This is a genomic window from Psychrobacter sp. (assembly GCF_030457785.1).
Taxonomy (GTDB): Bacteria; Pseudomonadota; Gammaproteobacteria; order Pseudomonadales; family Moraxellaceae; genus Psychrobacter.
Genome location: NZ_JAKDUI010000041.1, coordinates 1 through 14,571, shown reverse-complemented (window position 1 = coordinate 14,571; position 14,571 = coordinate 1). Strand labels below are relative to the sequence as shown.

Genomic DNA, 14,571 nt, shown 5'->3' with positions numbered 1-14,571 from the left:
TTCGCACGACTTGATTTATCTAGGAAATAAATCTAATGGTTATTAAATGGATTTATGCTTACTGAACATGAGGTTCGGTAATTGAGCCAAACTACCAGGGAGAGGAATTTATGGCTGCTCAAAAAACAGGCAACGAGGCGTCTGCCAATCAAAAAATCATTGATTGGCTACAAAGCTTTGATCAAGCTTTACGTACAAAAGATATCAATAAAACAGCTGATCATTTTGAAAAGGAAGGCTACTGGCGTGATTTGGTTGCTTTTACTTGGAATATAAAAACGCTAGAAGGACAAGAAGACATCAAAGAGATGCTTTCGCACACATTAGAAGCGACTGCACCTCATGACTGGCAGATAGATGGTGAAGCAACCGAAAGTGATGGCGTAGTGGAGTCTTGTATCTCCTTTAACACCAAGGTTGCTAAAGGCTATGGATATTTACGACTACGTGATGGCAAAGCTTGGACGTTATTGACCACGATGGTCGAACTCAGAGACTTCCCTGAAAAACGTAAAAAACTACGCCCCAAAGGCGCAGAACATGGTGTAAACCCTGATCGTTTGACGTGGCAAGAAAAACGAGACATTGAACAAAAAACACTTGGCTATACCGTGCAACCTTATTGTTTGGTTATCGGCGGTGGTCAAGGCGGTATCGGTCTAGGCGCTCGCTTAAGACAACTCGAAGTTCCAACCATTGTTATTGATAAGCAACCGAGACCAGGTGATACGTGGCGTAATCGTTATAAGTCATTATGCCTGCATGACCCTGTCTGGTATGACCATATGCCCTATATCCCCTTCCCTGAAAACTGGCCTGTATTCACGCCAAAAGACAAAGTTGGTGACTGGTTAGAGATGTACACCAAAGTGATGGAATTGAACTATTGGGGGTCGACAGAATGTATCAGTGCTGAGTACGATGAAGCATTACAGCAGTGGAATGTAGAGGTAGACAGAGACGGTGAGCGCTTAGTATTAAATCCCAAACAATTGGTCTTAGCCACTGGCATGTCTGGGCTACCTAATATTCCTGAAATCCCTGGTATGGAGGATTTTGCAGGAGAGCAGCATCACTCTAGCCAGCATCCTGGTGGTGAAGCCTATAAAGGTAAGAAGTGTGTCGTACTAGGCGCCAATAACTCTTCACACGATATTTGTGCTGCTCTCTGGGAAAGTGGCGCTGACGTCACGATGATACAACGCTCATCAACCCATATTATTAAGTCAGATACGTTGATGGATGAGGTGTTGGGTGGTTTATATTCCGAAGAAGCAATCGAAAACGGCATGACCACTTATAAAGCGGATCTAACGTTTGGCTCGATTCCTTTCAAAGTTATGCCGCAGTTTCATGAGCCTGTTTACCGTAAAGTCGCAGAACTAGATGCTGATTTTTATCAAAGGCTAACCGATGCCGGGTTTATGCTAGACTTCGGTGAAGATTATACCGGTCTGTTTATGAAATACTTACGTCGAGGTTCTGGTTATTACATCGATGTAGGTGCCTCTGAGCTTGTAGCAGACGGCAAAATCAAACTTAAACCCCACGCCAGTATTGATCATATTAAGTCTAATTCGGTAGTATTAACAGACGGTACCGAACTAGAAGCTGACTTAATCGTCTATGCGACTGGGTTTGGCTCTATGAACGGTTGGGCGGCAAAAATCATCTCACAAGAAGTTGCCGATAAAGTCGGTAAGTGCTGGGGAATGGGCTCAGGAACCAAAAAAGATCCTGGTCCTTGGGAAGGTGAGTTGAGAAATATGTGGAAGCCAACACAGCAAGAGGCGCTATGGTTCCATGGCGGGAACTTGCATCAATCTCGACATTACTCACAGTATCTATCACTACAGCTCAAAGCCAGAATGGAAGGGATAGAAACACCTGTTTATGGATTACAAGAAGTTCATCACTTAGAATAAACTGAGCGCTTCCAAGCTGACTTTATTATGGCGCATTGAACATGCCCTCAAAGGTTGTAAAATACAACGGCCGTACTGCCTTGATTCAGTACGGCCGTTTTTGTCTCATTTAGTATGCCGCTGCTTTGCTTTGATTAGGCAGCTTGAGTGACAACAATGCCGCTATTGCGACAAATAAACTAGATATCCATAGGCAAGCTTCTAAGCCGAACTCTTGATACACCCACCCTGAAAGCACCGTACCGATCAGCCTACCCATCGCGTTTGCCATGTAATAAAAACCCACATCAAGCGATACTCCGTCACTATCCGCATAGCTGACAATCAGGTAGCTATGTAACGACGAATTGACAGCAAAGACAACGCCAAATATCAGCAAGCCAATAACAATTGAAGCCTGAATATAAAAATCAAAGTATAAAGCCAGTGCGATGGCTGCAGGGATAAATGTCAAATAACTCGCCCACATAAAAGCCGCTTTTCCCGTCGGTAATACTCCTTTTTTCTTACCCGTAAAGTAAGGAGCAACAGACTGCACAATGCCATAGCCAATCACCCAGCTGGCCATGAAGCTGCCAACCCACCAATGGCTCCAGTCAAATGTCGCTGCCAAAAATACCGGCAGCGCCACCACAAACCAAACATCTCTAGCGCCAAATAAAAACATACGTGCCGCAGACAATATATTGATAGCAGGGCTTTTAGAGAAAACATCTTTAAACTTTGGCTTATTTGTGGCTTTGCCAATATCCTCATTTAGCATTAACAAGCTAAATACCCACACGATAGCCAGTAGTGCTGCCATCAATATGACTGCCCCTTTGAACCCCATCAAAGTCAATAATAGACCACCCATAAAAAAGCCAACGCCTTTCAGAGCGTTTTTTGAGCCTGTTAGTATCGCCACCCACTGATAGAGCTTACTCTCTGCATCTTTTGGGACGAGTAGTTTAATGGCACTTTTTGCACTCATTTTATTTAAGTCTTTCGCAATCCCTGATAGTGCTTGTGCGATCATGACATAGACCACCGTTAGCATATCGGCAGGCACCGCGAGCATGGCTAAGGATACTATCTGTATCGCCAAACCAATATTCATGGTTTTGTTTAGCCCTAGACTACTACCAAGCCAACCACCAACCAGATTGGTGATAACGCCAAAAATCTCATAAAACAGGAACAACATGGCAATACTTAACGGGCTATAGCCTAACTGATAAAAGTACAGCACGACGAGCATTCGTAATGCACCGTCTGTTAAGGTAAATGCCCAGTAGTTACCAGTGATGACTAAATATTGCTTAACTTGTGATGATAAGTCCTTAACCGATAGCAGGCCCATGATCAATCCTTATCTGCTAGACCAACCATCCTTACCAACTCAGCCGTTCTATTGGCATAGCCCCACTCGTTGTCGTACCAAACGTAAAGTTTGACTTGGGTATCATTGACGACCATCGTTGATAGAGCATCAACAATGCTTGAACGTGGGTCTGTTTTGTAATCAATCGAAACCAGTGGACGTGTCTCAAAGCCCAATATGTCTTTTAGCTCATTTTCAGATGCTTCTTGAAGCAGTTCATTGACTTCTTCTACCGTCGTACCACGTCCCACTTCAAACACACAGTCAGTCAGCGACGCATTGGCTAAAGGCACACGAATGGCATGACCGTTTAATTTGCCTTTTAGCTCAGGAAATATATGAGTGATAGCAGTGGCAGATCCTGTGGTCGTTGGTATCAGACTCATACCACACGCCCTCGCTCGACGTAAGTCTTTATGCGGCGCATCTAAGATTGTTTGGGTGTTTGTAATATTATGAATGGTCGTCATCGAACCATGCTTGATACCCAGTTTTTCGTGTATCACCTTGACCACTGGCGCCAGACAGTTGGTGGTACAAGAAGCGGCAGTGACAATACGATGATTCTCTTTGTCGTATAGGTTTTCATTCACCCCCATCACCACGTTTAGTACGCCTTCTTCTTTTACTGGCGCTGTGACGACCACACGTTTCACCCCTTGGTCTAAATATGCCTGCAACAATGCTTTGGTTTTTATCTTTCCGGAAGCTTCGATGACCACATCACACGCCGACCAGTCTGTATCTTTGGTCGCTTTGTTTTGTGTACATGGAATGGCTTTGCCATTGATGATCATTGACTCACCATCGTGCGTTGCTTCGTGGTTCCAACGACCATGCACTGAATCAAAAGTCATTAAATGAGCCAGTGTCTTGGCGTCGCCTGCTGGATCATTGATATGTACTATTTCGATATCGTCCCAGTCAAATGCCGCACGCATAGATAGACGACCCATACGACCAAAGCCATTGATACCCACTTTAATTGTCATAATATTATCCTTAGTTCTATTCCAAAATTATAAAAAAATATTTATTTGAAATCTTGAGTGTACTTTAAACCACTGACGTGTCCGATTGATGATATTTGCCAGTGACAATCACACTGCCATGTAAGTTATTGAGTTTTGACACCCAATTTCTGGTTGTTGATGGTTGCTTATTGTTTCTTATTAATGATTAATCACTTACAAAAACTGTCTCGATTAGGTCTGTCTTGCATCGTATCTAAACGTCGAATTTCATTCCCAATCATCGGTGTATTGTTTTCCGTGGTTTGTGCGATTACACTCTGAGCCCATAAAGGCAGCTCAGGATTGATACGATAAAACACCCACTGCCCATGCTTTCTATCCATTATGACGTTTGCTTTTTTTAGGACAGCAAGGTTACGCGATATTTTAGGCTGGCTGTCTTCCTGCAATGCTTCCATTAATTCGCAAACACAAAGTTCACCATGGTACTCAATCAACATCAGTGCTTTGAGTCGGACATCATCAGTGAGGCTTTTATAAAAGGCAATAGGGTCTATTTCTACAGACGCTGGCTCTACAGATGTTGGCGCTTTACTGTTAACCGGACTGTCTATGTTCTCCACAGACAAAAACATAGTTAAACGGCTGTTTAGCTCCATCAATGTGGTAGAAAAAGCATGGCTGCCCTCACGTGATTTGGGATCAGGCATATCCCAAGCCAATTGCTTCCCTGTATTGGGGTAACTTCTGCATTCCGTACTGGCTTTTTCACATAAAGTAATTACATAATCGAAGTACTGACCGTTAAACTCATCGACATGCTTAGATTTTATCCCACTGGCATTCAAATCAAATTTTTCTAAGGCTTCGATAGTACGTTTGTCCACTTCACCCTCTTCTATCCCTGCGCTATACACTTCGTATATGTCGCCTGCCTTGTGTTTCAGTAGCGCTTCTGCCATTTGTGATCTGGCTGAGTTACTGGTGCAGAGAAACAACACTGATTTTTTGTTAATATTTTCCATTTCCATATTCTCCATGTGTGTACTTGTTTACAAATAACTTTACATATGAATTATTGTATATACAAAATTTCATATGTAAAGGTCTTTTGTGAGAAAATTATTTGGATGTTTCAGAGATTTTAGAAAAGTAGTTTTATCACTGTCTGCGACCATGATCCTAGAAGAAATTATCGGACACAAAAAAACTGAGCCCTGTACGATACAGAGCTCAGTCCTAGATTTTCATAGAGAGTTAAAGGTTTAGAGATATCACCAGTCGTGTTTAATGTCCATCAAGCGTTCTCAAACAAAAGTAATACCTGTAAGCTTCTTGGGTTTTGGTTATTTATCGCAGCTAATACCAGTAAGCAAGACCACTTATATCTGAATACGATATTACTCAATTTGATGTTGTATTTCTCGCTTTATTAAGCATGCAACAGCACATCACCATGCGTGTCGCGTAAATCCTTTTTCACCATTTTTCCAGCGCCATTTAATTGGATATTGTCTACAAAAACGACTTTATTTGGTACCTGCCAGCTGGCTATCTTATCATCATAATACTCGAGCACCTGCTCCTCAGTTATGTTTGATTCTGGTTCTTTGACCACGATTAACACTGGGCGCTCACCCCACTTCTCGTGAGAGGCGGCGATGGCTGCGGCCATTTTTATTTGTGGGTGTGCGACAGCGATGTTTTCTAGCTCTACAGAAGATATCCACTCACCACCAGATTTAATGAGGTCTTTTGAGCGATCGCGAATATTCAAATAACCATCACCATCTATAGTAGCAATATCACCCGTATCGAACCAACCATCCTCAGTTAAAGCATCCGGTTTGTGCGTGTAATAGTCGTTGATAATCCAATGACCTTGAATCTGTAAACGACCTTGAGATTCACCATCTTCTGCAACGGGCTCCAGCGGATTGTCAGTATCCATTAGGCGTAACTTCACACCATAAGGAGGACGGCCTTGAGATTGACGCAGCTTCTCCATCTCATCACTACTCAGAGCGTTATGTTTGCTTTTTATTTGATTGACTGTTCCGATCGGACTGGTTTCCGTCATGCCCCAAGCATGTAGTGTGTCGCAATTATAATCATCTTTAAAGGTTTTGATAATAGAAGGCGGACATGCAGCACCACCGACGACATTGCGGTTCATACTAGCTAGCTTACTCCCTTTAGCGTTAGCAGCAGCTAGTAAGCTCTGCCAGATGGTAGGAACACCCAAGGCGGCCGTCACCTGATAATCGTCAATCAAAGTAACCAAACTGTCACCATCGAGATTAGGACCTGGCAAGACTAACGAGCAGCCGGTCAATGCAGCCGCATAAGGCGTACCCCAAGCATTGACATGAAACATAGGTACTACAGGCAGCATGACGTCTCGAGCACTGAGGTCAAGCGCATCGGGCATGCATAATGCCATAGAGTGCAGCACAGTAGAGCGATGAGTATACAAAATGCCTTTGGGGTTGCCAGTTGTTCCTGATGTATAGCACAGCGAACTTGCCGTTGTTTCGTCAAGCTCTGGCCACTCAAAATCAGCATCTTGCTCTACCAGCAATTCATCAAAAAATAAAGTCTCTGGCAATTGGGCCAGCACTTTGTCATCGCGATCACCTAGGCAGATGAAGTGCTTAACATTTTTTATCTGGTCTTTAATCGCCATAATGAGTGGTAAGAAGGTGACGTCAAAGAACAGCGCACGATCTTCGGCGTCGTTGATAATAAAGGTGAGCTGTTCAGGAAATAATCGTGGGTTGATGGTATGGCAGATCATGCCACTACCTGAAACAGCATACCATGCTTCTAGGTGTCGGCGATTATTCCATGCCAAAGTGGCTATACGTTCAGAGGGTTTCAGGCCTAAGGTAGCTAATGCCTTTGCTAGGCGTTTTGAGTTATTAGAAATAGTCGACCAATCACTATGGCTGGTCTGTCCGTCGACTTCTTTAGATATCACAACCGTGTCACCATGGTAACGAGCGGCATGCTCCATAAGGCTACTGATCAGCAATGGCTGATACATCATTTTACCTAACATGAAAGACTCCCTGTCTATGTTTAAAATATGTCTATTGAAAACGTTATTTAATACTAATCATCCAATGATTATGTAGTTAATGAATTGGTTGTATGAAAAACTAAACTCCGTTTGATTTAAATTTACTTGTTATAAAAGCACTCGTTCTGAAGGGCTTTCATTTTAAGACAATGATAAAAGAAGCAAGACCTCCAGCCTTGTCTCGTCTGTTGTAGAGAGCGAACATTCAAGCGTTGGCTCTCTAGTCTTTAAATATTAGCACATTAATCCGATTCTCTGCACTTAAACATCGGGGTTGTTCGTTGCTTTATCACTATAGTCATTATTGGCATTAGGCTTGATATAGCGCGGCATTTTTTGACCAGTCGCTTTAGCAACCGCATGCAATGTCTGTTCAATCCATCCTGCATCCATGATGAACATCAGTGAGCCATCTTCATTGAAATTGACGTTAGCCCCTTCAACCACCATAAATCCTTCTGCACCGTCAGGGCTATTGAGCGTATGTGTAGAACCACCCGGCTCAAACAAATAACTACCTTCGGTTTGTACATCATCTGGATGCTCTACATAGTGCCACGCCCCCGCAGTCGTATAAAAATGAACGACTCCAGTATGATAATGCTCAGGAAGTTGAGTACCCGCATCAAAGCGAGCATAAATAACCCAGATGCCCGCCTCAGGGTTGAGGTAGCAGGGAGTCACATGTACTCCAGGTAAGGCGTTTTTAATTTCGCCTTCTTTATGGATATTAAGTGTTAATAAATAATCTTGCGCTTGGCCGTTGGCTGACATATTACAATTCCTTTTGCTAGCTAGTAGGGTGTTGGCCTTTATCTTCGTGAAAGAAAAAGGGTAATCGCTGTTTAGGTTCCATTTAACAGCGAGCACTTAATTAGTATATAGATATATTCTGCCTGCAAGCAACTACTCGCAAGAATGGTTTTGTTATGCTCCTGCCCACTTGAGCAAAATCCGTCTTTTATCATCAATAACTATGTTGCTTGTAAACAGCCTACTGACCGACGGTACTAAAATAAAAAATCGGCCTAGCAAAAATAAACCGCCCTACTCTCAGAGTCAGGGCGGTTTGATAAAATCATTCAGAAACTTTTAGTGTTCATGATTCATTTCCTCATGATTCATTTCCTCGTGATTCATTTCCTCGTGATTCATTTCCTCGTGATTCATTTCCTCATGGTTCATTCCCTCATGGTTCATTCCCTCATGGTTCATTCCCTCATGGTTCATTCCCTCATGGGTCATTCCCTCATGGGTCATTTGCTCGTGACCGTGTCCACCATGCCCGTGTCCACCGTGCCCGCCATGCATACTGGCCATAACTATCGGTACGAATATAACAGCCAATCCTGATAGCACCATAATGACACCGTTTACTTGCCTTAAACGCAACCGCCCAATGTGATTTCGCATCCAACTAACGGTCTCATGAGTAGCGACCAGCATGGGAATGGTTCCAAGTCCAAATACAAACATTAGACCTGCACCTGTCAACGGGCTGTGACCCACGACAGCTATCAATAATGCACCATAAACAAGACCACAGGGCAAAAAACCCCAGAGCAAACCTGCCATTAATGCGCGAGGAAACGTATTTAAAGGAAATACTTTTTTGCGCAGCGGTGCTAAGGCTTGCCAAAAATGCATACCAAGGCGCTCAAGCTTATTCAAAAATGGTAACCCTAGCATGGTCAAACCTACAAATGCCAAGACCAATCCTAACAAGATTCGAGGTGTGTTATTGCCAACCATCAATGGCGTCAACACAGTCGTACCAATCACTCCCGCGATTAAGCCGAGCAAGGCATAGCTAAGTAGACGTCCGAAGTGATAAGTCGCTACCAAGCCACGTTTTTTAGCTGGGCTGGTATCTTTCATGGAAAGCCCAAAGGCGGTGACAATACCACCACACATACCTAAACAATGCGGCGACCCAAAAAAACCCATTAAGAATGCTGCCACCAATAACGCTGTAGTCATAAGGTTGCTTCCTAAATTTTAGAGAAATACATATCATTAAAGCTATTATTAGCAAGGTCAACCAGGCGGTATCCTCATTTTGAAAACAGTGATACAAATGAGAATACACCTGGATTAGTGACCTAACTCATCATTAGAACTTGTAATTGATACCCATATAGAACGAACGACCTGCACCAGGCACTGCAGTACCCCAGTTAGAACCTGTCGTTAATTCACCATTCAAACCCATAGTACTACCTTGACCCATGTAAGACCCGCCTAGTGGTAATGCATAGTTTTTGTCTAATACATTTTCGATTCCTGCCTCAATAGTGACATCATCGAACTGATAACCAGTACTGAGGTTCAATAAACCATAGCCGGCTGTTTTGATTTCGTTGCGTGGCGTTGATACATCATCTTTCGCCGCCACACCGACTACTTCCACTTGGTTACTCCAACCATTGTATTCATGGTTGAGCGCGACACTAGCATTGAGCGGCATGATGTTATACAGATGTGATCCAGTATCTTTATTTTTACCATTGGTATAGCTCAATGAGCCAGTAAGACCCCAGTTACCCAAAGCGTTAGACGCTAAATAACGATCAGCGGTAATATCTATGCCATATATTCTGGCATCTTGGTTGACATAGCGTAGCACAGTATATTGGTCGACAGCTTGGGTGGCTGCAGCGGTATTGGCCGACGCATCCCACTGTACAGCGTCGACATAATCGTCGATGTGCGAGTAATAAGGCGTTGCTGTCACACCCCAGCTATCATCAGCACCACGCCAGTCAAAGGTTACCGACAGCGTGTTGGATTTTTCTGGGCTGAGGTTAGGATCACCAAAGTAACCATTACCATCACCAACGGTATTGTTCATGATCGAAGCCATACTCCATGTCGACCAAGAATAGCGCTCATACAAACTAGGTGTACGCTCTTTATGTGCCGCACCTATCTCAATCGAACGTTGCGAATCAATGTCATAGCGAGCCATGGCAGTTGCGTCAAAATTATGGTCGGTCGTGTCGCGGTCACTGGCATTTAGAAGATCACTATCCCGTCTTTCAAATACCGGCATAGACATCATCATTCCCATTCCCATATCCATCATCACCACGTCTACATCATCATAGCCTCTGACTTTATCAGTGCTAGTGCGCACGTTTTCGTAACGCGCACCCAATTGCGTGGTCCACTGTGGCGCTACCTGCTTTTCCCATTCACCATAGACACCAACTCGCTGACGTTCTCCATTATTAATATTTTGGAACTCATCAGGCCCCATCATGCCAGTACCAGAAGCTGGCCATAAATCATTGAGGGTATAGTCTTGGAATTCCGTACCGATTTTCAGAGTGCTTTGATCGCTCAGATCAATCTCACCTCGTAGATTGACACCAATTGTCTCACTGTCGGTATACATAGGCATGCCAGCCGCATCACCATACATGAACTGTTTATCCTCACCGAAGTTCATATAGTGATCGACATTTTCATGATAGGCTTGTGCCTCTAACTGCCCCCAGTTCATATCACCTTTATAACGTAAGTTCACACGATCAAGTTGGTTATCTAGCATGTCCATACGTTGGTTTGGGTACAGCTCTTCTGGCACACGTTGCCATAGATAGGTACCTTGCAGTAGATGGTCGCCATTTTTGTATGCAACATCTAAAGACTGATTCTGGCTTTCAAAAGCAGTTGAACCAACTTCATCTTTGGCTAAATTTTGACCGCTGCCACTAGCATCGGTATAAGACTTAAAGTCACCGCCAGCATCGTAATTATCAGCTGTATCGTAGCTGCCTTTATAGGTGATGCTGAACTTATCGTTTGCTGCCGTTGCAGATACATTGGCACCGTAGGCATCACCATTACTACGATAAAAGGCGCCAACTTCACCTGAGGTCACGATTTCACAATCTTCAGCAAAGATAGGATCACCCGTTTCAACGACGATCGTACCACCAATGCTATTACCACCGACACTCACTGGCGTTACCCCTGCATAAACAGTGGTCTCATCTACAGAGCTTGGAGTGATATAAGACAATGGTGAGTTCATGCTATTTGGGCAAGATGCGATTGAATCCACACCATCGACTAAGATACGCAAACGGTTATCAGCCAAGCCTCTCATCACTGGTAGGTTTGAGATACCGCCAGCACTCTGGACATTTAGCCCTGGAATTTTTGTCAGTATCGTCGCGGTATCGCTTGTGGCAGCCTGCTGACCATCTATGTCTCTATGATTGAACGTTGCTGCCGTTCCAAGGGTCCTGTCATTTGATACTGATGCTTGAACAGCAATCGCCGGCAATTGCACATGCGGCATATCCGAAGTATGCGCATGGTCGGTTTGCGCCGTGTTATCAACAGCATAGGCACTACTGATTTGAAACAATGCTAACGTTAAGACACTGAGTTTTAGAGCAGGTGTAGCGTTCTTTGATGAATTTAACATCTCGTTTTCCTAAAAAGTTATAAAGCTATTTTATGAAATCGGTGCGCCAGTCGAGATGCCTATCGCATTTTTTAGCAATTGATGCGCTTAATGTAGGCTCGACTGATCGTCCACCGAGATAAATAGTTCACCGATATAAATAGGCGACATTCTAATCACAATAGTTTAATTGCAGCTGACAGACAGGGACTAACGAGTTCATCAACCAGCTTGGACTCGAAGCATGCCTAAAGCGTGCAAAGTACTCGCTGGCTGACCACATATGGTCAATGCCTTGATATTAATAAACTACAATGATATTGGACTACGAGTAGCAATGGTGATGAGCAGTTCAATGCTATCGACCATGACTAATCAAGTGAATGTAACTTGTGGAGGAGCGCGTGTGAGAGGTCGTAAAAAATTACTAGGGTGGGATGTGTTACGCAGATAAGAAATATAGGTGGCAGATACAGTAGGCAACTCAACCAAAACAGAGTCGGTATGCGTAAAAGCAACTGGAACCAGTGCGGCAGAGGTACCCGCACAGAGGTCACAGGTAATGGTTGGGGCTGTATCAGGGTCAGACCTTGCAATCTTGTCTCTGTCGTACGACGCTTTAGGTAACTGACTTGCATCGACGGTAATATCTGCATCATCCGCCGAGGGCGCTGCGTTATGTGCAGTATGATGATGCCAATGACGGGCCGCACTATCATCAGGTAAGTGATGATTGCTATGATCGATATCAGATTTTATACGCTCATATTGCGCAGCTGCTGATACAACTTCAATCTGAATACTATGGCCTAAATGGAGGTTGTCATCCCACAAAGGCGTCAGTAATGGAGTGATGTGCATGATCCAGGCGAAACATGCGAATAGCATGCTCAACCACATCATTGATGGTGATGAATATCTTAAGACAAGCTTGGGACGCTTAGTAGACATGATAGAATCATCGTGTTACCCACACAGGAACCCTGCAAGGGTATAAGTAGAGGTTCGTTTCCTCGTATTTTTCTAGCTAACTTGCCGTGCATTCTAGAAATAAAACATTAACAAAAGATACAAAACCGTTAAGAATGCCATTCTAAAACAATGTCGATAGCACTTTCAAGTGTTGTACAGGCAAAATCAAGCGACAAAAAACAAAAAGATCGCCATTAAATAAAGATGCTATATCATCATAGCGCTCAACAATGACAGTAAAAACGATCGTGTAGCACCAACTGCAATACCCAACAATGCTGCCTATACTCTATGAGGGTGCTTAGACTCCATAAGCCTTTCCATCACTCACAATATTCTCTAGACGTTTCAAACGCCCATAAAATAAGGGCTTGCCGTATCGCTACGAACAAGCCCTTTATCGTTGTTTGGTGGAGATGGCGGGAGTTGAACCCGCGTCCGCCAGCATTACGCTCATGACTCTACATGTTTAGATTCTGTCTTTGGTTTTAATCCGCACCGATCCGACAGGCAGGATGGATTGGACGATTCTCTACTTTTGGACCCAAGCGGTTGAGACAACCACTTGTGGCGAACCTATATGCGTGCGCTTCAACTGGGTTAACCGACTATAGGTAATCAGCAACGCAGTAAGCAGGGTTTATGCTGCTAGAGCGTAAGTTTCGTCGTTTGCGACTATAACAATATATGTTTGATTTACGAGAGGACATACACTCTCGACATGCATCATTGAGTTTCATCACCAGCGTCGAAGCCAGAACATCCCCAATAAGACTGGCCATTATATAGTAACTATCTGCCGCGTTGCAACCTATACATTGTCTGTATTACATTAAATTACAGCTAGGCATACTAAGCCAAAACAGCGTTCAGCCACTTACCGATATTTTGAATCTGTGGCATGCAAACCTGATGCGCCATTGGATAGGTGTGATACGCGACACTATAGCCTTTACCTGATAAAAGCTGCTGCGCCTGCTCACCTAAAACTACAGGAACAACAGGGTCGTGAGAACCATGCTCAATCAATATCGGCATCTCTTTGTTAGCTTCACTATACTCAATATGATCGTCGGTCGCCAGATAAGTAGAAAGCGTCATCAATCCTGCTAAACGTTTCGGATGGCTCAATGCGACGTGATAAGCCACCGCCCCACCCTGTGAAAACCCAGCAATCACGATATGTTCAGGAGTGACACCACGCTCAACCTCACGAGCAATCAAATCATTTATTTGCTGTGCAGACGTCTCGATCTGAGCGATATCTACCTTGCGCTCAAGACTCATTTCCAAGATGTCATACCACGCAGGCATCACCATACCACCGTTCACCGTCACTGGGCGTTTGGGCGCATGCGGAAATATAAAACGGACAGCCATGTCATCAGACAGACCAAGCTGCGGTACCACAGGCTCAAAATCATGACCACTAGCACCTAAGCCATGCAACCAGATGACGGCTCTATCTATCTTTTTTTTCGATGGATTGTGCTCTTTGACAACCGCATCTAAATAGTTACTCATATTGACTACACTCCTTTCAGTGATTGAGGACACACTCTCATCATAAAATAAATTTTGTGGTAGATATAAGACCTTATTTTTTACTCGTTATTCGATATTTTTCATTCGATATTCAAAAATTGATATTTTACAGCGTTTAAACTAAACGGTTAGTTAAGAAAAGTTACTCATTTATCATGTTGATTTTCAGTGTTCATTTCCATAAATATTTCACATCATTCACATGTTGATGACAAAAGTAATCAACGCTTTTGTGCTAGGATAATTCAATATACTGATGCCTACTGCTATAGTCTAGCGCTTCTCGCGATTGA

The 14,571-nt window shown here is 43.6% G+C and carries 10 protein-coding genes and 1 other RNA gene; 1 reads left to right on the top strand and 10 read right to left on the bottom strand.

The features are described from left to right. Positions 1–110: 110 nt before the first annotated feature. Positions 111–1,925 carry an NAD(P)/FAD-dependent oxidoreductase gene (locus tag L0J61_RS03645; RefSeq protein ID WP_301464958.1) on the top strand — a complete coding sequence of 605 codons (1,815 nt, stop codon included), beginning with the start codon at positions 111–113 and terminating at the stop codon, positions 1,923–1,925. A gap of 109 nt (positions 1,926–2,034) precedes the next feature. Here the strand turns inward: L0J61_RS03645 and arsJ are convergent, their stop codons facing one another. From arsJ to L0J61_RS03595, 10 genes are all read right to left on the bottom strand, one after another. Further along, a complete protein-coding gene (gene arsJ, locus L0J61_RS03640; protein WP_301464957.1) occupies positions 2,035–3,267 on the bottom strand; it encodes an organoarsenical effux MFS transporter ArsJ in 1,233 nt (410 codons plus the stop codon). 2 nt (positions 3,268–3,269) lie between these two features. Continuing rightward, positions 3,270–4,280 carry an ArsJ-associated glyceraldehyde-3-phosphate dehydrogenase gene (locus L0J61_RS03635; RefSeq protein ID WP_301464956.1) on the bottom strand — a complete coding sequence of 337 codons (1,011 nt, stop codon included), beginning with the start codon at positions 4,278–4,280 and terminating at the stop codon, positions 3,270–3,272. Between the two features lie 191 nt (positions 4,281–4,471). Next, complete coding sequence (locus tag L0J61_RS03630) at positions 4,472–5,287, bottom strand: metalloregulator ArsR/SmtB family transcription factor (RefSeq protein WP_301464955.1); 816 nt, start codon at positions 5,285–5,287, stop codon at positions 4,472–4,474. A 407-nt stretch (positions 5,288–5,694) separates the two neighbouring features. Then, positions 5,695–7,323: a long-chain fatty acid--CoA ligase gene (locus L0J61_RS03625; protein ID WP_301464954.1), complete on the bottom strand. Its 1,629-nt coding sequence runs from the start codon at positions 7,321–7,323 to the stop codon at positions 5,695–5,697. A 282-nt stretch (positions 7,324–7,605) separates the two neighbouring features. After that, positions 7,606–8,118, bottom strand: coding sequence for a 2,4'-dihydroxyacetophenone dioxygenase family protein (locus tag L0J61_RS03620; protein ID WP_301464953.1), 513 nt, complete (start codon positions 8,116–8,118; stop codon positions 7,606–7,608). 318 nt (positions 8,119–8,436) lie between these two features. After that, positions 8,437–9,324: a sulfite exporter TauE/SafE family protein gene (locus L0J61_RS03615; protein WP_301464952.1), complete on the bottom strand. Its 888-nt coding sequence runs from the start codon at positions 9,322–9,324 to the stop codon at positions 8,437–8,439. Between the two features lie 133 nt (positions 9,325–9,457). Then, positions 9,458–11,782 carry a TonB-dependent receptor gene (locus tag L0J61_RS03610; RefSeq protein WP_301464951.1) on the bottom strand — a complete coding sequence of 775 codons (2,325 nt, stop codon included), beginning with the start codon at positions 11,780–11,782 and terminating at the stop codon, positions 9,458–9,460. A 354-nt stretch (positions 11,783–12,136) separates the two neighbouring features. After that, positions 12,137–12,712: a hypothetical protein gene (locus tag L0J61_RS03605; RefSeq protein WP_301464950.1), complete on the bottom strand. Its 576-nt coding sequence runs from the start codon at positions 12,710–12,712 to the stop codon at positions 12,137–12,139. Between the two features lie 429 nt (positions 12,713–13,141). Further along, positions 13,142–13,500: a transfer-messenger RNA gene (gene ssrA, locus L0J61_RS03600) on the bottom strand. Between the two features lie 85 nt (positions 13,501–13,585). Further along, positions 13,586–14,257 carry an alpha/beta hydrolase gene (locus L0J61_RS03595; protein WP_301464949.1) on the bottom strand — a complete coding sequence of 224 codons (672 nt, stop codon included), beginning with the start codon at positions 14,255–14,257 and terminating at the stop codon, positions 13,586–13,588. Positions 14,258–14,571: the final 314 nt, after the last annotated feature.